The following is an 18,930-nucleotide window of genomic DNA, read 5'->3' on the forward strand; positions in this document are numbered from 1 at the left end:
GCAGATCACAAGGCCGGAAAATGAATCCTGAACGCAGCCCCCCCTAACGCTGAATCCCCCAACGTCAAACGCGCGTGATAGCTTTCGATGATGTCCTTGACCACCGCCAACCCGATGCCCTGCCCCGGGTGCTGGCGGTCCAGACGTTCGCCCCTTTGCAGGATCCGGGCGCGCTGGTCCGGTGGCACGCCTGGGCCATCATCTTCGATACACAGCTCAAGGCCGTCCAGGTTTTCCACCAAGCTGATTCGCACTTGCTTGAGGCACAGGCGATAGGCGTTTTCCAGCAGGTTGCCGAGCATTTCGAGCAGCGCGCCTTTCTCGATGGGCACGTCGCACTCAGGTGGCAGATCAAAGGTGACGGTGACACGCTTGTCGCGGTAAACCTTCTCCAACGTATCGCACAGGCTTTGCAGCACGGGCTCCAGACGTACCTGGTGACGCACCAGCCCGCTTTTACGCAGACTCGCACGCTGCAATTGGTAGCCGATCTGCTGGCTCATGCGCTCAATCTGCGATTGCAATACCCACGCCTGGCTGCGCTCTTCGGGACGCTGGGCCATGTCTTCGCTCACCCCCTGCAAGACCGCCAGCGGGGTTTTCAAACTGTGGGCCAAGTCATCAAGGGAGTCACGGTAGCGCGTACGCTGTTCGCGCTCGCTGTGCAGCAAACGGTTGAGCGAGCCGGTCAGGCGCAACAGTTCGCGGGGGTGTTCTTCACTGAGGCTTTCGCGGGTACCGCCTTCGATCTGGTCAAGTTCCTGACTCAGGCGCCGCAAGGCTTGCAGGCCCCAGGTCAGGCCCAGCCACAGCAGCGTCAACAGCACCAGCAGGGCCGCGCCGAATCCAAGATAAAGGTTCTCGCGCAAGCCTTCGAGGGTCAACTGGTACTCACGCACCGGTTGCAGGGCGACGATACTGAAGGCGGCGCTCTTGCCCCCCAGCAACCGGACCTCGACGTCATACACGAAGAATTCCTGGCCATTGGCCTCGCGGATGCGCGCAAACTCATTACCGCGCCCGTCGTAACGCGGTTTGTAGTTGATGTTTTCTTCCTGGGTCGCCCGCGAACGCCACACCAGATGGCCTTCGCGGTCGTAGATATAGCCGAGCAGGCGGCTGTCGGTAAGGTTGAAACGTTCGTCAGGCAACTGCGCCGGCATCAGCAGGCGGTTATTTTCCACCCGCGCCGCAGAAATCAGGGTGGTCACATCCGACGCCAGACGCTGCTCGATGGAATCCTGCAGGGCCAGGCTGAAGGCGCCTTGCATGGCCGGCAACAGGCCGAGCATAAACAGCACGGCCAGGGTGGCGGCCGCCAGCATCAGGCGCACACGTAGCGAGCGAATCAACGGCAGCGCTCATTGAACAGGTAACCCAAGCCGCGCACGGTATCGATCGGCTTGAACCCGGCGGGGCCTTCCAGCTTGCGGCGCAGGCGACCGACCAGCACTTCGATCACGTTCGGATCGCGCTCGTCATCATCAGGGTAGAGCTGCTCCATCAAGCGATCCTTGGCCACCACCTGTTGATGATGACGCATCAAGTACTCAAGGATCCGATATTCGTAGGCGGTCAACGCCAGCGGCTGTTCATCCAGGGAGGCCTGCTTGCGGTTGAGGTCCAGCAGCAACGGCCCGGCGATGATAGTGGACTGGGTAAAGCCGCTGGAGCGGCGCAGCAAGGCATTCATGCGCGCCTCCAGCTCTTCGAACTGGAAGGGTTTGACCACGTAGTCGTCGGCACCGGCCGCCAGGCCTTCGACCTTGTCCTGCCAGTTGCCGCGAGCGGTCAGGATCAGGATCGGGAAAGTCTTGGCCTGGGTACGCAATTGGCGGATCAGGTCCAGGCCACCCATGCCGGGCAGGCCAAGGTCGATGATCGCCAGGTCATGGTTGAACTGGCCGGTCTGGTACAGGGCTTCCTCGGCATTGGCCACAGCTTCGACCACATGCCCACTGTCGGTCAGGCGGGTAAACAGGTGATGACGCAGCAGCGCCTCATCTTCCACCACCAGCAATTTCATAAGGCTCTCCAAGGCAATTCAACTGTCCGACAGAGGGATATCATAGCGGCCCTGCACGTCTTGCGGGCGCAGTTTAATGCCATTGTACTGGCCCGTCAGGTGCGTGTAGCCGCTGCGATAGTCGGGTTGCGCAGCGGTAACGCCCAGGGCCTGACCCCACGGCGCGGCCTGGGTGCCGACGTCTTCGAAGCTGACACGATGGATCAGGTTGCCGGATTTCCTGGTTTTTTCGCCGCCAAAGGCCGCAAAGGCGCCATCGCTGGCCTGCACGCCCGCGGTGGCACCGAGCATGGTTAACGCCAACATCAGCTTCTTGATCGCAGTCATGGTCATTACCTCATATGCGTTTGGCCTGTGAGGTTCAGACTACGCAGGCGCCCCTGAACTCCCCCTGAACAGGCTCTTAACCACACCTGAACCGCGCCGGACTATCCACTGGCGCGCCAACTAGGCAAAATACCGCGCATGACGCCCCTACCCTCTTGCTGCACCCCGCTCGATGCCCGTTGGCCGCTGCCTGTCGCCTTACCTGGCACGGTGTTTTTGAGCACCCGATTCGATCCGGCCTTATTGGACGCGGGCGATTTCCAACGCAGCGCTGTGCCGCCGCCGGCGAGCATCCAGCGCTCGGTTGCCAAGCGTCAGGCGGAGTTTCTCGCAGGGCGCCTGTGCGCCCGCGAAGCACTGCAACGCCTGGATAACCTCAACTGCATTCCAGCCATCGGTGAAGACCGCGCGCCTGTCTGGCCAGGGCATATCAGTGGTTCCATCACCCACAGCACCGGGCACGCCGCAGCGATTGTCGGGCATAAGGCGCAATGGCGCGGGCTGGGCATGGACCTGGAGAATGTGCTGACTCTGGAGCGGGCGGAGCGCCTGGCCGGGGAAATTCTGACAGCCAACGAGCTGCAGCGTATGGCGACCATACCGCGTGAGCTGCATGGGTTGCTGGTGACGCTGACGTTTTCGATCAAGGAGAGTCTGTTCAAGGCGCTCTACCCCATCGTGCAAAAGCGCTTTTACTTTGAACATGCCGAGCTGTTGGAGTGGTCACAGGCGGGCCATGTGCGGCTGCGGTTGCTCACGGAGCTTTCTGAAGAATGGGGTGATGGCAAAGAGTTGGAGGGCCAGTTTGGGGTGGAAGGGGAGCAGTTGTTGAGCCTGGTGGCCATCGGCGCTAGATAGACTTGGTCCCGATAACGGTGTCAGGGTTTGTCTTGATCCCTTGGCCAACTCAGGCTGAAGCACGCCCCGCCCAGGTTGTTGCTCTTGCTGATCAACGCCCGCCCGCCGTGCCAATAGATGATCCGCCGCACAATCGACAGGCCCAGGCCATGGCCCCCCGAGGCGCGGGTACGGCTGTCGTCCAGGCGCAGGAACGGCGTGAAAATTCGCTCCCAGGCACTCTCCGGCACGCCGGGGCCATCGTCTTCCACATCAATACGGCAGCGCAGCTGGCCGACCTGATAACTGATCAGCACCTGGCCCTTGGCGTGGCGCATGGCGTTACTGACAAGGTTTTGCAGGGCGCGGTGCAGGTAACGCGGCTCAGCGTCGACCCAGGCGTCCTCCCAGTGGGCCGATGACAGGCAGACACCGCGAGTCACGACGACCTGCGGGCGCAGTGGCGACAATTCGCCAATGACTTGGTCAAGCAGCGCATCGAGGTCCACTCGCTGGAAATTCAACTCCGGCGCGCCCTGCTCCAGGCGCGCATAGGTGAGCATTTCATCCACCAGGCCATCGAGGTCCTGGATATCGCCGTCCATGCCTTCCAGGTATTTACGCCGCGCCTCGGGAGTGGCGGCGTCACCAATCATCTCCAGGCCAAAACGCAGGCGCGCTACCGGCGTGCGCAGCTCATGGGACACCGCACGCACCAGTTCGCGCTGAATCGCCAGCAATTGCTGCAAGTGCTCGGCCATGCCATTGAACGCGGCAGCCAGGCGCCCTACCGAATCGGCGCCCCGGGCCGGCACACGCACTTCCAGGTTGCCCTTGGCGATCCGCGTCGCTGCCGCCTCCAGGCCTTTGAGCCGACGCTCCAGCTGGCGCACCAGCAGATAGACGATCAAGCCGATCAGGGTCAGGCCGATCAAGGTGATCAGAATCAGCCACTGCGCCGGATAGGGGTTCATTTGATAGAGCGGGCCGATTTCCAGCACCCACGGCGTACCGACCATGCCGGCAAATACGCGGATCGAATCGCCACCCTTGCCCAGGGCCATCACCGTATCGCCTTCCGCCACGCGACGGCGCTGGTCGTCGTCCATATCGGCCTGGTCGAGGGCCATCAAGTGCATCTCAAAACCAAAGCCCTTGGCCTGCTTGATGTCGGCCAGGCGTTGTGGCTGCTCAGCCACCGGAAAACGCACCAGTTCGTCGGCCAGCAGGTAGATAGTTGCACGGGCCAATTGCTCGCTGATCTGCTGCACTTCACCGGTGAGCACCAGCTGTTCCTGCTCGCTGACCAATCGCAGTACCCGCGCCGCATGAGGGCCGGTCTGTTCCACCAGCACCTGGCCGCGTTGCAAGCGGTTGCGCTGGCCCAGGTCCAGTTGCGCCTCTGTAAACGTGCGCAGCTCCAGCGGAATGCCCAGCAAACGCTCCCATACCGCCAAGGCCCGCAGCCGTTCGATGGCGTTCATGGCTTGCAGGTTATCGCCCATCAAGGCAAAGGTGCCGTGGGCCAGGCTTTCGCGGTATTGGCCGCTGCGCACGTCGTTGAGCAGATGCAACGCCAGGGCGCCGAGCAACGCCACCAGGATCAGCGCCGCGCACATGCCGCCGTAGATGCGCAGGAAGATCGAATTCACAGCGGCATGTCGGCAGCGGCTTCGGGGACGAACAGGTAGCCTTTGCTGCGGATGGTCTTGATCAGGCGCGGGTGGATCGGGTCGTCGCCGATTTTCGGCCGAATGCGCGAGATGCGCACATCAATGGAGCGGTCCTGGCCGTCGTAGCCAATGCCGCGCAGGGCAATGAAGATTTCTTCCCGGGACAGGATGCGCCCGGCATTTGCGACCAATAGCCACAGCAGGTCGAATTCGGCGCTGGTCAGTTCGATCCCGCCATCGTGCAGCCAGGCTTCGCGCAGCGCGTTGTCCACCACCAGCGGGCCGAACTGCAGGCGGCGCTGGCTTTCCCCCGCCGCCGGTAACGCCGGCTCGCTGCGCCGCAATAGCGCCTGGATACGCGCCAGCAACAGGCGCGGGCGCACGGGCTTGCACACATAGTCGTCAGCGCCCATGTCCAGGCCCTGCACCTGGTCCATGTCGTCGGTACGCGCGGTAAGCATCAGGATCACGCCCTCATAGCGCTCGCGAACTTTGCGACAGATGCTCAGGCCATCTTCGCCGGGCAGCATCAGGTCGAGGATCACCAGGTCCGGCTGCTCGGCGATGATGCGCGCCGCAGCCTGGGCGCCATCGCTTTCCACCGACACGCGCAGGCCGTTGCTTTCCAGGTACTCACGGGTCAACTCGGCGAGTCGCTCGTCGTCCTCGATGATCAGTATCTGCCAGGCATCTTGCTCCACGCGCCACCTCATTATTATTAGAAATTCTTTGGCTCACGCGGCCTCCACCGCCCATACCCTGTTTGTCATGTTTTAAGGGCATAACAAAGCCCGATTGTAGCCATGCCCCAACCCTTAAATACAAGCCAGGAATTCCATTCGGTGATGGCGTTTTTTTGTGATAGGGTTCGCGCCCTCAAAATTCCAACCAACGGTTTGCACCTCGGAATATTCGGTGACAAACGGTGTGATCCAGTAGTAATGCGGCCTACACGGGTGTTCCACGATTCATACACATTTTACTCACAGCGTTATCCACAGGTAGTGCGTTGCTAACCCCCCAAAAACGCATTATCTTGTACCTCGGCGCTAAAAAAACCCTACATGTAGGGTTTTAAGCGAAAAAACCAAACACAAGTCAGACCAGAAACTCAAGCGCTTTCTTGCTCACGTTTGGTTGAACCAAAGCATTTTTTCAAAGCCCAAACCGCGCACGCGGATGGCAGCCGTTTTCAAGCCCGCTTGGCTGAAGACGGTACGGGTGTTGCAGGGCTTGAACCAGGCCACTGTCACCCAGCAGGAATACGGCGAAGGGCTCCCGGCCCCAAGCCAAAGACTTCGGCATGGAAGCGGCGCGATGAGCTCCCTTCCTCCTGTCCCGAAGTTGTTATGCCAGGCCCTGGCCTGCTGTAAGTGCTTCAGGACGGAACGGTGGGCACCTTGATGGTGCCCAAATAAATATAGAATGTGGAGACAACCCCCCATGCAAACCGACACAACTCGCGAGAACCCGCAAGGCTCCGTGCCCCAGGCCGCTGATTCGAATCTGGATCTGTCCGCCACCGCACCTGGCCAACTGCGCGTGATCAAGCGTAACGGCACTGTCGTTCCTTATACCGATGACAAAATCACCGTCGCCATCACCAAAGCGTTTCTTGCAGTTGAAGGCGGCACCGCTGCTGCCTCGTCGCGCATCCACGACACCGTTGCCCGCCTGACCGAACAGGTCACCGCGACCTTCAAGCGTCGCATGCCTTCGGGCGGCACCATCCACATCGAAGAAATCCAGGACCAGGTTGAACTGGCCCTGATGCGTGCCGGCGAGCAAAAAGTGGCCCGCGACTACGTGATCTACCGCGATTCGCGCGCCAAGGAACGTGCCGTACGCTCCCCGGCCGAAGAAGCTGCCGTACAAGCGCACCCGTCGATCCGCATCACCCTGGCTGACGGCAGCTTTGCCCCGTTGGACCTGGGCCGCCTGAACACCATCATCACCGAGGCCTGCGAAGGTCTGGAAGAAGTCGACGGTGACCTGATCCAGCGCGAAACCCTGAAGAACCTGTACGACGGCGTGGCCCTGACCGACGTCAACACCGCGCTGGTGATGACCGCCCGTACCCTGGTTGAACGCGAGCCGAACTACTCGTTCGTGACCGCGCGCCTGTTGATGGACACCCTGCGTGCCGAAGGCCTGGGCTTCCTGAAAGTCGCCGACAGCGCCACTCACCACGAGATGGCTGACCTGTACGCCAAAGCCCTGCCGGCCTATATCGCCAAGGGTATCGAGTTCGAATTGCTGAACCCGATCCTGGCCACCTTCGACCTGGAAAAACTCGGCAAGGCGATCAACCACGAGCGCGATCAGCAGTTCACCTACCTGGGCCTGCAAACCCTGTACGACCGTTACTTCATCCACAAGGACGGTATCCGCTTCGAACTGCCGCAAGTGTTCTTCATGCGCGTGGCCATGGGCCTGGCGATTGAAGAGAAGAACAAAGAAGACCGTGCGATCGAGTTCTACAACCTGCTGTCGTCCTTCGACTACATGTCGTCGACCCCGACCCTGTTCAACGCCGGCACCCTGCGTCCTCAGCTGTCGAGCTGCTACCTGACCACCGTGCCGGATGACCTGTCGGGCATCTACCACGCGATCCACGACAACGCCATGCTGTCCAAATTCGCCGGCGGCCTGGGTAACGACTGGACCCCGGTGCGCGCACTGGGTTCTTACATCAAGGGCACCAACGGCAAGTCCCAGGGCGTTGTACCGTTCCTGAAAGTGGTGAACGACACCGCCGTCGCCGTTAACCAGGGTGGCAAGCGCAAAGGCGCTGTGTGTGCCTACCTGGAAACCTGGCACATGGACATTGAAGAGTTCATCGAGCTGCGCAAGAACACCGGTGATGACCGTCGTCGTACCCACGACATGAACACCGCCAACTGGATCCCTGACCTGTTCATGAAGCGCGTCTTCGATGACGGCAAGTGGACCCTGTTCTCGCCATCCGAAGTGCCGGACCTGCACGACCTGACCGGCAAGGCCTTCGAAGAGCGCTACGAGTACTACGAAGCCCTCACCGAGTACCCAGGCAAGGTCAAGCTGTTCAAGACCATCCAGGCCAAAGACCTGTGGCGCAAAATGCTGTCCATGCTGTTCGAAACCGGCCACCCTTGGTTGACCTTCAAGGACCCATGCAACCTGCGCAGCCCGCAGCAGCACGTGGGCGTGGTCCACAGCTCGAACCTGTGCACCGAGATCACCTTGAACACCAACAAGGACGAGATCGCCGTTTGCAACCTGGGCTCGATCAACCTGCCGAACCATATCGTCAACGGCAAGCTGGACACCGCCAAGCTGGAACGCACCGTCAACACCGCAGTACGCATGCTCGATAACGTGATCGACATCAACTACTACTCGGTGCCACAGGCGCAGAACTCCAACTTCAAGCACCGTCCAGTGGGCCTGGGTATCATGGGCTTCCAGGACGCGCTGTACCTGCAGCACATTCCTTACGGTTCGGATGCTGCGGTCGAGTTCGCCGACAAATCCATGGAAGCGGTGAGCTACTATGCGATCCAGGCGTCCTGCGACCTGGCCGACGAGCGCGGCGCCTACGAGACGTTCCAGGGTTCGCTGTGGTCCAAGGGCATCCTGCCGCTGGATTCGCAACAGATCCTGATCGAAGCCCGTGGCCAGAAGTACATCGACGTTGATCTGAACGAAACCCTGGACTGGGCGCCGGTTCGTGCCCGCGTGCAAAAAGGTATTCGTAACTCCAACATCATGGCCATCGCACCGACCGCCACCATCGCCAACATCACTGGCGTGTCGCAGTCGATCGAACCGACCTACCAGAACCTGTATGTGAAATCGAACCTGTCGGGCGAATTCACCGTGATCAACCCATACCTGGTTCGCGACCTGAAAGCCCGCGGCCTGTGGGACTCGGTCATGATCAACGACCTGAAGTACTACGACGGTTCCGTGCAGCAGATCGAACGCATCCCGCAAGAACTCAAAGAGCTCTACGCGACCGCCTTCGAAGTGGATACCAAGTGGATCGTTGACGCCGCCAGCCGCCGTCAGAAGTGGATCGACCAGGCTCAGTCGCTGAACCTCTACATCGCCGGCGCTTCGGGCAAGAAGCTGGATGTGACCTACCGCATGGCCTGGTACCGTGGCCTGAAAACCACTTACTACCTCCGTGCCCTGGCCGCGACCAGCACCGAGAAGTCGACCATCAACACCGGTAAGTTGAACGCTGTTTCCAGCGGCAACCATGGTGATGATTCGGTTCTCGCAGCTCCTGCCGGTCCGGCACCTGTGCCAAAGGCCTGCGCGATTGACGAGCCGGATTGCGAAGCTTGCCAATAAGCTGAACCTGCCGAGGGTTTAACCACTTAAGGCAGAAAAGCCCCCGATACACCTAGGGTGTATCGGGGGCTTTTTCTTGGGCGGGCATAAAGCCCTTGTTGCGGTACTGCGGTTCGGTCAATAACTGGATTGGCAGCGTGAAGCAGATGCAAATGTGGGAGGGGGCTTGCTCCCGATAGGGTGGTGTCAGTCAATGGATACTTGGCTGATACACCGCTATCGGGGGCAAGCCCCCTCCCACATTTTGAAGCACTAACCTATCAGGTCATCTGAATGATGGTCTGCATGATGGTGCTTTGGGTGGAGATGGTCTTGGCGTTCGCCTGGTAGTTGCTCTGGGCCTTGATCAGGTCAACCAGCTCGTTGGTCAGGTTGACGTTGGAGTTCTCCAGGGAGGTGGCCTTGATCGACCCCAGAGTGCCAGATTCCGGTGCGTCGAAGCCCGGCTGACCCGACGCGAAGGTCTCTTTCCAGGTCGTACCGCCGGCGGGCTGCAGGCCCTGCTCATTGTTGAAGCTGGCCAGAGAAATCTGGCCGATGGCCTTGCTCTGCTGGTTACTGAAGGTGGCGAAGAGCACACCGCTGCCATCGATCTTCAAGCCGGTGATCTGGCCGGTGGCGTAACCATCTGTGACCGGCGGGTTACGGTAGCTGGCCGAGTTGTACTGGGTGACGGTGCCCATGTTGATGGCGATGCCGTCCTTGTTCGCCGTCGCATCGTTAGCCTTCCATACGCCATCGGTCACCGTGCCAGGTACCCAATCCTTGATGGTCAAGGTGTTACCGGCAACACCGCCGGTCACGATGCTCTTGAGGTTACCAGCACCATCGAAGCTCAACGTCGACGGCACAGGCGCCTTCACGTCAGCACCGGTACCGGTAGGCGCCGAACCATCAGGATTGCGGCCATCGATCAAGGTGTAGGCCTGCCACTGGTTGGCATCGGTTTTCACCAGGTACTGCACCATCGGGTGCGCGTTGCCCTGGGAGTCGTACAAGGTGGTGCTGTATTGCGTGGTGAAGGTTTCGGATTTGGTTGGATCAAACGGGTTCTTGGACTGATCGATCACCGGCGACGAGGAGTTCAGGTTGCTGGAAGAGTCCACCTTGGTAGACGCCTTCGGGGGCAGGTTGGCCAGGTTCAGCTGCAGGTCGACCAGGCCACCCTTGGTGATCTTGCCATTCTCGTCCGCGGCATAGCCTTGCAGGCGCGAGGTGCCGGTATTGTTGGTGATATAGCCGTCTTTGTCCGCTCGGAAGGCACCGCTACGGGTGTATTCCAGCGAGCCGTCGCTGCCCTTCTGCACGAAGAAGCCACCGCCCTGGATCGCCATGTCGAGGATGCCACCGCTACCATTGACATCGCCTTGGGTGAACTGCTGGGACACTGCCGCCAGGTTCACACCGTTGCCGATACTGTTCTGGCCGGTGCCCAACTTGGAAGCCGCGTAGATATCGGCGAATTCCGCACGGGATGACTTGAAGCCAGTGGTCGCGACGTTGGCGATGTTGTTGCCGGTCACGTCCAGTTGTTTGTTGGCCGCATAGAGGCCGCTAAGGCCGATATTAAAAGACATGTTTCTCTCCCTCTGCCGTATTTAGCCGGCTCTATGTACCGATAGTCTGAATTTGCGACAGCTTGACGCTGCCCATGCCGCCTGCAAGGTTGAGCAGCATTTCGCCGCCGGTCTTGCTCAAGGTCACGCTGGTAACCGTGGCCGGTAGCGAGGTGGCCAGGGCCACCGCGTCACCTTTGTCGTTCTTGGTGGAGGCATTGAAGGTGTAGGTGCCGGCTGGGGCGACCTCGCCCTTGTCATTCTTGCCGTCCCAGATAAAGCTCTGGCTGCCGGCACTCTGCGCGCCCATATCCACGGTGCGCACGACGTTGCCGTCCTTGTCGGTGATTTTGACGGAAACGTTACCCGCCGCCGATGGCACCTCTACCGAACCGTTCATGCTCTTGCTGGTATCAACCATGGCTTTGTCGGTCTGGATAATGATCGACCGCCCCACCAGCGATGAAGCCTGCAGCGCTTGCGAAGAGCTGAAGTTGCTGGAGATGTTATTCACCGAGTCGTTCAGGGTGTTGATGCCTTCCAGGCTGCTGAACTGGGCAAGTTGGGCCACGAACGCGCCGTTGTCCTGGGGCGACAGCGGGTTCTGGTTTTTCAGCTGGGTTACCAGCAACTGCAGGAATGCGTCCTTGCCCAGCGACTGGTTGCCAGTGGCCGCTTTGGAAACATTCGAGACATTGTTCGAAGCGTCCTTGACCTTGGAATTGAACAGGTCCTGGACTGCCGTGTTGTTTGACGTATCAACGATGGCCATTATTTGGCGCCCCTTATTACTGACCCAGGGTCAGGACCTTCTGCATCATGGCTTTGGCGGTGTTCATCATTTCCGCATTGGTCTGGAACGAACGACTGGCGGAGATCATGTCAGCCATTTCCTCGACCACGTTGACGTTGGGGTAGTAGACGTAACCCTTTTCGTTCGCGGCCGGATGGTTGGGCTCGTAACGGGCCTCCAGGTTGCTCTGGTCTTCGACCACACCCAGCACCTGCACGCCGGAGCCGGCTGCGTCCTGGTTCTGGAACAACGAATCGCTGCCACCGGCCTGGCCACCCTGGAACATGGTGGCAAACACCGGGTGACGGGCACGGTAAGTCTGGTCAATGCTCGAAGAGACGGTCTCGGCGTTGGCGATGTTACTGGCGACGGTGTTCAAACGCGTGGTCTGCGCGCTCATGCCACTGCCGGCAATATTGAAAACACTGGACAGGGACATGGCTTATTCTCCACGCAGGGCTGACATCAGCCCTTTGAATTTGCTGTTGAGCAGGGTAAAGCTGGCCTGGAAGTTCACCGAGTTCTCGGCGTAGTTCGATTGCTCCAACTGCGCGTCGACGGTGTTCTGGTCGATCGACGGCTGCATCGGCGTGCGATACAGCAACGACTCGTCACCCTTGCTCAGGCCTTGCGCTTCGATATGACGGCTGTTGGTCATGTTCAAGGCGAAGGTGCCGTTCTTGGTCTTGTCTTGCTGTGCGGCGAGCACGGCAGAGAAGTCCAGGTCCCGAGCCTTGTAGTTCGGGGTATCGGCGTTGGCAATGTTATTGGCCAGGACTTCGGCACGCTGGGCGCGAAAGCCCAGGGCTTGTTCATGGATACCGAGCGCTTTATCGAAGCTGATGCTCATGGCGGAAACCTTTAGGCTGACCTGCTGTTCGTTAGCAGGGTTATAGCAAGGCGCGTGCCAATCTTGCGGAGGCCCGTATATCAAGGGTTTCGAGGGTAGTTGCCGGCGACTATGCCAGAAAAGCGGCAAGCGTTTTCCACATAGTGACAGTAAAGCGGCAATGGGGAGTTGCCGCTTTCTTCAACGTTGCCGCAGAAACAAATGTGGGAGGGGGCTTGCTCCCGATAGCGGTGTATCAGTGATAAAGACATCAACTGAACCACCGCTATCGGGAGCAAGCCCCCTCCCACACTTTAACTGCGTGCGACTTACTTGGCCTGGTAGATGATCCCCGGGCTGCACTGCACCATCTGGTAATGGTCCGGCAGGCCATTCAACGCTTCGGAAGCACCGAGGAACAGGTAACCGCCGCGCTTGAGCGTGCCGTGGATACGCAAAAGGATGTCTTTCTTCACTTCGGCCGAGAAATAGATCAGCACGTTGCGGCAGAACACCATGTCGAACTTGCCCAGGCTGGCGTAGCTGTCGAGCAGGTTGAACGAGCGGAACTCCACGCGATTCTTGATCGGTGCCTTGATCGCCCAGCGCCCGGCGCCTTTGGGGTCGAAGTAACGCTGCAGGCGCTCCTGGGATAAACCGCGGCCCAGGGCCAGGCTGTCGTACTCACCGGTCTTGCAGTTGGTGAGCATGGTGCCGGACAAGTCGGTAGCAACAATTTGCGCGCCGGCTTTCAACTGGCCCATGTTGGTTCGCTCGAACTCGTCGATGGACATCGAGATCGAGTACGGCTCCTGCCCCGAGGAACAAGCCGCCGACCAGATACGCAGGCGCTGGCCAGGACTGGCCTTGATGGCTTCCGGCAACACTTTGTTCTTGAGCACTTCAAAGGGGTAGGTATCTCGAAACCACAGGGTTTCGTTGGTGGTCATGGCATCGACCACCATTTCCTTGAGCCCGCTGCGCGGCTGCCCCTGGATCCGCTGGACCAACTCACCCAGGGACTTGATGCCCTGCTGTTCCATCAGTTTGTTGAGACGGCTGGATACCAGGTACTGCTTGTTTTCACCGAGCAATATGCCACAGGCTTTTTCCAGGAAGACCCGGAACTGTTCGAAATCCAAATTACCCGTAGACAATGATACCGCCTCTTAAATCGTGTGATCGCCGGGGGAAATCCCCTAGCCGTGATCTGCTGCCTTGATCCGGTCGACTACCCGGGATGCGAGGTCATCAGGACGGAATTTGGCCAGAAAGTCATCAGCACCAACCTTCTTGACCATTGCCTGATTGAATACCCCCGACAACGAAGTATGCAGGATGATATGCAGTTTTTGCATGCGTGGATCGTTGCGTATCTCGGCCGTGAGCGTGTAGCCGTCCATTTCCGGCATCTCGATGTCGGAGATCATCATCAGGAATTCTTCTTCGGGCTTCTTGCCTTCGTCCACCAGCTTGCGCAGGTAATCCAAGGCCTGACGACCATCATTGAGGGCCACCACGTCTACACCAACGGTCTGCAGGCAGCGTGTGACCTGCTTGCGCGCCACTGAGGAGTCGTCCACGGTCAATACGCGCAGAGACACCGCCTTGTGTGCAGTCTCGGCATCCACCACACCCACAGAGATGGTTTCCGAAGTGGGCGCCACTTCGGCGAGGATTTTCTCCACGTCGATGATTTCGACCAACTGGTTATCGACCCGTGTCACCGCCGTCAGGTAGTGATCGCGCCCCGTGCCCTTGGGCGGCGGGTGGATCTCTTCCCAGTTCATATTGACGATACGCTCCACCGAGCGCACCAGGAAACCCTGGGTCTTGGTGTTGTACTCGGTGATGATCACAAAGGGGTTCTGGCGGTCTTGCAAACCCGCCGAGCCCGTGGCCATCGCCAGGTCAAGAATGGGAATAGTTGCACCACGGATGTTGGCTACGCCACACACCACTGGGCTGGACTTGGGCATGATCGTCAGCTTGGGGCATTGCAGCACCTCCCGCACTTTGAATACGTTGATGCCGTACAACTGCTTGCCATCCAGGCGAAAAAGCAACAACTCCAGGCGATTCTGCCCTACCAGCTGTGTGCGCTGGTTTACTGAATCCATTACACCTGCCATGCCCTGACTCCTAAATCCTGGGGGTACGACGCGCACCCAACACTAAACGGCACGAGCTTTGCTATTTATTAAACATGGATATTAAAACGACAGTTTCCCGACGCCCTAGCCACCGCAGGCTGTTCAGCACCGTGATGGCGCTGCTTGCCTTGAGCATTGGCGCTACCGCACGCGCCGACAATGTCACCCTGCCTGATCTCCTTATCGGCGTCACCCAGGGTTTTCTTGAATTCACTGTAGAAGATTATCTGGCGACCACGCAGACCCCGGGACGTTATGAAATTCAGGTCAGCCAGTTGGACCCGCGCTTGCGCATGCCGATGTGCGACAAGGAATTGACAGCCACGCTGGAAAGCCCTGCCCAGCCCATCGGACGCGTAACGGTAAAAGTTCGCTGTGAAGGCGCCTCGCCCTGGACGGTATTCGTGCCGGCTCAGGTCAAGCTGTTCCGCGATGTGGTAGTGGTCGCGCGACCGTTGAAACGCACCGGCATCATCGGCTACGAGGATGTGGCCCTGCGCGAGCGCGATATCAGCCTGATCAACCAGGGCTACCTGACCTCAGTGGATCAGGCTATCGGGCAGAGACTCACCCGACCAATGGTCACCGATCAAGTCATCACACTGGTTCATCTGGAACAGGCCGAAGTGATTCGCAAGGGTGACCAGGTGGTGATTTCTGCCAGCAGTGGCGGGCTGAACGTAAGGATGCCAGGGGAGGCACTGTCCAACGGCGGCATGAGCGAACAGATTCGCGTCAAGAACCTCAACTCCAATCGCGTGATCAAGGCGCGGGTCACGGCGCCAGGTCAGGTCGAAGTTGCTTTATAGATCACTGGAATCACAGCCCGGCTTTTCCTACACTGTGTATTGGATGTCGAGCGGTACAGGTTTATTGTCAATCGAGCCTAAAGTTTGCCCGGGTATGGCCGAAAACATGGCAAGCGTCCAAATACCCAGAGGTTTTTTTCACCATGGTCATTGATTTCAGTCGTTTGAATAGCACCCAGGCTTTGCCGGGCAATACGCGCACCAACGGTGCCAAGGACAGCGTAGAAGCCAAGTCCCAGCCCCTGCCCGCCAAGGCAGAGCAGGCCAGCGCCAGCCAGAGCGGGGAATCGGTACACCTGAGCAATGAGGCTCAACAGTTGCAGAAGGTCACTGACTCGCTGCGTGATCAGCCGGTTGTCAATAAAGCTCGCGTGGCTGAGTTGAAACAGGCCATCGCCGACGGCAGCTATAAAGTCGACAGCAGCCGTGTAGCCAGTAAGCTGCTTAACTTCGAAGCCGAGCGCTAGGCAAAAGCCTGCGCAGGGCTTTTGGACGCTTAAAACCCAAGGCCAGCCATGCACCACGACGAACATCTGCTTCAACTGATCATTGATGATCTGGCGCCCACGCACCAGTTGCTTGAGCTGCTCAAGGAAGAATCCCTGGCCCTGTACGGCCGGGACATGCCCTTGCTCGAAGAAATCCTGGCGCGCAAGCAGTCGCTGATTGTGTTGCTCGAACAACACGGCAAGAAGCGCAGCCAGATACTCATCAGCCTGGGCCTGCCTGCCGATCACGAAGGCCTGGCACAACTGGCCAGCCATTCCTCGGTCGGTGATCAATTACTGGCGCAAAGCAAAGAACTCAATCAATTGCTTGCCCAGTGCCAGGAAGCCAACCTGCTCAACGGCCAATCAATCCAGCTTCAGCAAGCCACGACCGCCAATCAGTTGCGCATACTGCACGGTGGTGAGCCTCCGGCCCTGTACAACGCCCAAGGCTCCACCTCTCGCCTGGTCAAGCCAAGTACCCGCAGCCAAGCCTGACACCGGTTTACAGCGCGACCTATCCAAGGAGCGCTACATACTGGCAAAATGCCGGTTCTTGCGTGTAGTCGTACTTTGTCTGGAGATGGAAGAACCGTGTTCAACGCCCCTAATGCGGAAGATGCACCGCAGCCACCGAAGGTGCTCACTACGCCTCTGGAAGTCGCCAGCACATTACGGATGCTGCAAGAAAGCCATGATCCGCTGATCATCACTTTCCACGAACGCAGCCAGCGCTTTCAAAGCTATTTGGTGGATATTGATCGGGACAGCAAAACGCTGGCCCTGGATGAAATGATCCCCCGAGACGGTGAGCGCTACCTCGAGAACGGCGAACCCTTTCGTATCGAAGGCTTCCATGAAGGTGTACGGGTTGCCTGGGAAAGCAATGGCACGCTGAACATCAGCGAAAAAGACGGCCACCGTATCTATAGCGGCAGCATGCCTGATGAAGTGGTTTACCATCAGCGGCGCAATGCATTTCGCGCCGCGCTGAAACTTGCGCAATTGGTGAATATCGAACTGGGCGGCGAGAAGCTCAAGGCACCGATCAGCGGCAAACTTCTGGACATTTCCGCCACCGGCTGCAAATTGCGCTTTGAGGGCGATATCTCCGAGCGCCTGCAGTTGGGCCAGGTCTATGACCGGTTTATCGCCGCCCTGCCCTTTGGCAGCATGACCACCTCCGTCGAACTGCGCTACCTGCACTTCGAAGACAAGATCAACACGACCTTTGCTGGCGTGCGCTTTCACAACATGAGTGGTTTGGTGCAGCGCCAGGTGGAGCGTTTTGTCTACCAGCTGCAGCGCGAGGCTCGGCGCTTCGACAAGGACGATGATCTTTAAGGTTGGGACGCTGAAATAAAAAACGGGCAGTTCCTGATAGGAACTGCCCGTTTTTCGTTCAGGGGCGTGCCCTGCTCAAGTCATGGGGATGTTCATCCGGGTCCACCGGCTCCTGCGGCTCTTCATTGGCTGGCTCATCAGTTACCGGGTCTGGCTCGGGTTCCGGGTCAGGGACAGTGACCTGCATCTGCTCCTGTACCACTTGCTCATCCACCCGTGGGTCTAGCGCTGCTACCAGCGGTGAACTGGACATGCTGTCAGGCATCGCCACGTGATGCAGCGGGGCGTCGTCGACCTGGTGCAGGTTGGTCACTGCTTTGGGGCGGATGCGCCATACCAGGATCAACGCACACAAACTGAAAAACGCGTAGAGCATCTGGCTGCCGAACAACTTCATCACTACGCCCGCCAGCAGTGGGCCGATACTGGCGCCTATGCCGTAGGTCACCAACAACATGGCCGTCAGCGAAACCCGACGATCACCTTCTACATGATCGTTGGAAAAAGCCACTGCCAATGGGTAAAGGCAGAATTGCACCAGCGAACAGAAGAAGCCTGCCACAAACAGCACTTCCAGCGGTACTTGAGTCATGATCGCCAGCGGCAACGCTGTTACGGCCAGGCACAACGCAAAGCAGCGAATCAACAGCGCGCGGTCATAGCGGTCCGATAGCCATCCCAGCGGCCACTGAACGACCAAGCCGGCAAAAATGCAGCTCCCCATGAACAAGCCGACTTGCTCAGTCGTCAGCCCCTGCTGAGACGCGTAGAGCGGCGCCAAACCGTAGAACGACCCAACGATCAAGCCCGCGCCCAGCACCGTACTAAGAGACTGTGGCACACGCTTTATAAAAAAACGGGGCTCCATCGGGGCCGGGTGCAGGGGCGCGGGGTGAATGCGTCGGGTCATGGCCACAGGCACCAGGCACAACGCAAAACACAGCGCGACCAACATCAGCAGTTCAAGCCCAAGGTGAGGATGCATAACCAGGATCAACTGCCCCAGTACCAACCCGAGGTAGGACGCGATCATGTAGCCGCTGAACACTACGCCACGCTGCTTGGCATCCGCCTGTTCATTGAGCCAGCTTTCGATAACCATGTACTGGCACATCATCCCCAGGCCGACGATTATCCGCAGCACGATCCAGGCAGGTAGCCAATCAATCAAGCCATGACCCAGCACTGCCGCGCCGACGATTCCGGCGCAAGTCGCATAGGCACGAATATGTCCAACGCGGGCAATCAGGCGATGCCCGATCTTGCCGCCCAGTACCAAGCCAAAATAGTTGGCGGCCATCAGCGCACCGACCCACAAACTGTCGACATTGTCTGCCGCCAGGCGCAAGGCCAGGTAGGTACTGAGCAGGCCGGAGCCAATCAGCATCATCAAAGAGGCGAAATAAAGGGCTCGAAAAGATTTCCAGATCTGGCGCATCGGCGTTCCGAGCGGCTCCTTGCGGTAAGGGATTGGGCTATCGGCATGATAGTCCGGGTGGTCGGGTCCGGACAGGCGGTGCGGCCTGTTTCCGGGGATTATTTTGCATAAGAGCTCAGACGTTGCACCTGTGTCTGTAGGTACACAACGATAGAGATAAATACATGACGCCCCTGCTGTGAACCCTGAAGCGCTGCAAGGTTCGACTGATCTTTGAGGCTTTGCAAAAAGCTGTGGGTATTGAATAGCTCGGTACTTTTCGACCGTCCAAAACAAAACCCCTGTTTGCGTTAGCAAACAGGGGTTCTGGAATTTAATC

General features: G+C 58.9%; 18 protein-coding genes. 6 read left to right on the plus strand and 12 right to left on the minus strand.

The genetic code is table 11. From position 1 onward, the window contains the following. Positions 1 to 5: 5 nt before the first annotated feature. The 3 genes from E4P00_RS08585 to E4P00_RS08595 are packed head-to-tail and all read right to left on the minus strand — an operon-like array spanning position 6 to position 2,353. Positions 6 to 1,352 carry an ATP-binding protein gene (locus tag E4P00_RS08585; protein ID WP_005790567.1) on the minus strand — a complete coding sequence of 449 codons (1,347 nt, stop codon included), beginning with the start codon at positions 1,350 to 1,352 and terminating at the stop codon, positions 6 to 8. After that, complete coding sequence (locus E4P00_RS08590; protein WP_005790569.1) at positions 1,349 to 2,026, minus strand: response regulator; 678 nt, start codon at positions 2,024 to 2,026, stop codon at positions 1,349 to 1,351. Before E4P00_RS08590 ends, E4P00_RS08585 begins: the two co-directional genes overlap by 4 nt. An 18-nt stretch (positions 2,027 to 2,044) precedes the next feature. Beyond that, positions 2,045 to 2,353: a hypothetical protein gene (locus E4P00_RS08595; protein ID WP_005790571.1), complete on the minus strand. Its 309-nt coding sequence runs from the start codon at positions 2,351 to 2,353 to the stop codon at positions 2,045 to 2,047. Positions 2,354 to 2,491: 138 nt separating this feature from the next. Here E4P00_RS08595 and E4P00_RS08600 point away from each other — a divergent pair, with 138 nt between their 5' ends. Beyond that, positions 2,492 to 3,211 carry a 4'-phosphopantetheinyl transferase superfamily protein gene (locus tag E4P00_RS08600; RefSeq protein WP_032879846.1) on the plus strand — a complete coding sequence of 240 codons (720 nt, stop codon included), beginning with the start codon at positions 2,492 to 2,494 and terminating at the stop codon, positions 3,209 to 3,211. Positions 3,212 to 3,231: 20 nt separating this feature from the next. Here E4P00_RS08600 and E4P00_RS08605 read toward each other — a convergent pair whose 3' ends face one another. Together E4P00_RS08605 and E4P00_RS08610 are read right to left on the minus strand one after the other, a co-directional pair. Next, on the minus strand, positions 3,232 to 4,842 hold the full coding sequence (locus tag E4P00_RS08605) for an ATP-binding protein (protein ID WP_248131183.1): 1,611 nt from the start codon (positions 4,840 to 4,842) through the stop codon (positions 3,232 to 3,234). Further along, complete coding sequence (locus E4P00_RS08610; RefSeq protein ID WP_248131185.1) at positions 4,839 to 5,564, minus strand: response regulator; 726 nt, start codon at positions 5,562 to 5,564, stop codon at positions 4,839 to 4,841. Before E4P00_RS08610 ends, E4P00_RS08605 begins: the two co-directional genes overlap by 4 nt. A gap of 742 nt (positions 5,565 to 6,306) precedes the next feature. On the opposite strand from E4P00_RS08610, the gene E4P00_RS08615 reads away from it, so the two are divergent. After that, a complete protein-coding gene (locus E4P00_RS08615; RefSeq protein WP_032879843.1) occupies positions 6,307 to 9,201 on the plus strand; it encodes a ribonucleoside-diphosphate reductase subunit alpha in 2,895 nt (964 codons plus the stop codon). A gap of 260 nt (positions 9,202 to 9,461) precedes the next feature. Here E4P00_RS08615 and flgE read toward each other — a convergent pair whose 3' ends face one another. The 6 genes from flgE to E4P00_RS08645 form a co-directional block, all read right to left on the minus strand. Next, a complete protein-coding gene (gene flgE, locus E4P00_RS08620) occupies positions 9,462 to 10,778 on the minus strand; it encodes a flagellar hook protein FlgE (RefSeq protein ID WP_032879842.1) in 1,317 nt (438 codons plus the stop codon). A 31-nt stretch (positions 10,779 to 10,809) separates the two neighbouring features. Then, a complete protein-coding gene (gene flgD, locus E4P00_RS08625) occupies positions 10,810 to 11,529 on the minus strand; it encodes a flagellar hook assembly protein FlgD (protein WP_032879841.1) in 720 nt (239 codons plus the stop codon). Between the two features lie 16 nt (positions 11,530 to 11,545). Beyond that, positions 11,546 to 11,989 (minus strand): flagellar basal body rod protein FlgC, encoded by a 444-nt coding sequence (gene flgC / locus E4P00_RS08630; RefSeq protein WP_005790586.1) that lies wholly within the window; start codon positions 11,987 to 11,989, stop codon positions 11,546 to 11,548. Positions 11,990 to 11,992: 3 nt separating this feature from the next. Next, on the minus strand, positions 11,993 to 12,400 hold the full coding sequence (flgB, locus tag E4P00_RS08635; RefSeq protein ID WP_003193573.1) for a flagellar basal body rod protein FlgB: 408 nt from the start codon (positions 12,398 to 12,400) through the stop codon (positions 11,993 to 11,995). Positions 12,401 to 12,708: 308 nt separating this feature from the next. Then, positions 12,709 to 13,536, minus strand: coding sequence for a protein-glutamate O-methyltransferase CheR (gene cheR / locus E4P00_RS08640; protein ID WP_005790588.1), 828 nt, complete (start codon positions 13,534 to 13,536; stop codon positions 12,709 to 12,711). 42 nt (positions 13,537 to 13,578) lie between these two features. Next, on the minus strand, positions 13,579 to 14,511 hold the full coding sequence (locus E4P00_RS08645; protein WP_005790590.1) for a chemotaxis protein CheV: 933 nt from the start codon (positions 14,509 to 14,511) through the stop codon (positions 13,579 to 13,581). 74 nt (positions 14,512 to 14,585) lie between these two features. Here E4P00_RS08645 and flgA point away from each other — a divergent pair, with 74 nt between their 5' ends. From flgA to E4P00_RS08665, 4 genes are all read left to right on the plus strand, one after another. Continuing rightward, positions 14,586 to 15,341 (plus strand): flagellar basal body P-ring formation chaperone FlgA, encoded by a 756-nt coding sequence (gene flgA / locus E4P00_RS08650; RefSeq protein ID WP_032879840.1) that lies wholly within the window; start codon positions 14,586 to 14,588, stop codon positions 15,339 to 15,341. Between the two features lie 143 nt (positions 15,342 to 15,484). Further along, on the plus strand, positions 15,485 to 15,808 hold the full coding sequence (gene flgM / locus E4P00_RS08655) for a flagellar biosynthesis anti-sigma factor FlgM (protein WP_032879838.1): 324 nt from the start codon (positions 15,485 to 15,487) through the stop codon (positions 15,806 to 15,808). 48 nt (positions 15,809 to 15,856) lie between these two features. Next, complete coding sequence (locus E4P00_RS08660; protein WP_005790595.1) at positions 15,857 to 16,327, plus strand: flagellar protein FlgN; 471 nt, start codon at positions 15,857 to 15,859, stop codon at positions 16,325 to 16,327. A 96-nt stretch (positions 16,328 to 16,423) separates the two neighbouring features. Next, positions 16,424 to 17,173: a flagellar brake protein gene (locus E4P00_RS08665; protein ID WP_005790597.1), complete on the plus strand. Its 750-nt coding sequence runs from the start codon at positions 16,424 to 16,426 to the stop codon at positions 17,171 to 17,173. 58 nt (positions 17,174 to 17,231) lie between these two features. On the opposite strand, the gene E4P00_RS08670 is transcribed toward E4P00_RS08665, so the two are convergent. Next, positions 17,232 to 18,611, minus strand: coding sequence for an MFS transporter (locus tag E4P00_RS08670; protein ID WP_005790600.1), 1,380 nt, complete (start codon positions 18,609 to 18,611; stop codon positions 17,232 to 17,234). Positions 18,612 to 18,930: the final 319 nt, after the last annotated feature.

It is taken from the genome of Pseudomonas sp. B329, assembly GCF_023127835.1.
In the GTDB taxonomy this organism is placed as follows: domain Bacteria; phylum Pseudomonadota; class Gammaproteobacteria; order Pseudomonadales; family Pseudomonadaceae; genus Aquipseudomonas; species Aquipseudomonas synxantha_A.

Coding starts and splice junctions, on each gene's coding strand:
- E4P00_RS08590 (WP_005790569.1), bottom strand. CDS start 2,026: ATGAAATTGCTGGTGGTGGAAGATGAGGCGCTGCTGCGTCATCACCTG.
- E4P00_RS08595 (WP_005790571.1), bottom strand. CDS start 2,353: ATGACTGCGATCAAGAAGCTGATGTTGGCGTTAACCATGCTCGGTGCC.
- E4P00_RS08600 (WP_032879846.1), top strand. CDS start 2,492: ATGACGCCCCTACCCTCTTGCTGCACCCCGCTCGATGCCCGTTGGCCG.
- flgB (WP_003193573.1), bottom strand. CDS start 12,400: ATGAGCATCAGCTTCGATAAAGCGCTCGGTATCCATGAACAAGCCCTG.
- E4P00_RS08645 (WP_005790590.1), bottom strand. CDS start 14,511: ATGGCAGGTGTAATGGATTCAGTAAACCAGCGCACACAGCTGGTAGGG.
- E4P00_RS08660 (WP_005790595.1), top strand. CDS start 15,857: ATGCACCACGACGAACATCTGCTTCAACTGATCATTGATGATCTGGCG.
- flgM (WP_032879838.1), top strand. CDS start 15,485: ATGGTCATTGATTTCAGTCGTTTGAATAGCACCCAGGCTTTGCCGGGC.
- flgD (WP_032879841.1), bottom strand. CDS start 11,529: ATGGCCATCGTTGATACGTCAAACAACACGGCAGTCCAGGACCTGTTC.
- flgC (WP_005790586.1), bottom strand. CDS start 11,989: ATGTCCCTGTCCAGTGTTTTCAATATTGCCGGCAGTGGCATGAGCGCG.
- flgE (WP_032879842.1), bottom strand. CDS start 10,778: ATGTCTTTTAATATCGGCCTTAGCGGCCTCTATGCGGCCAACAAACAA.
- flgA (WP_032879840.1), top strand. CDS start 14,586: ATGGATATTAAAACGACAGTTTCCCGACGCCCTAGCCACCGCAGGCTG.
- E4P00_RS08615 (WP_032879843.1), top strand. CDS start 6,307: ATGCAAACCGACACAACTCGCGAGAACCCGCAAGGCTCCGTGCCCCAG.
- E4P00_RS08670 (WP_005790600.1), bottom strand. CDS start 18,611: ATGCGCCAGATCTGGAAATCTTTTCGAGCCCTTTATTTCGCCTCTTTG.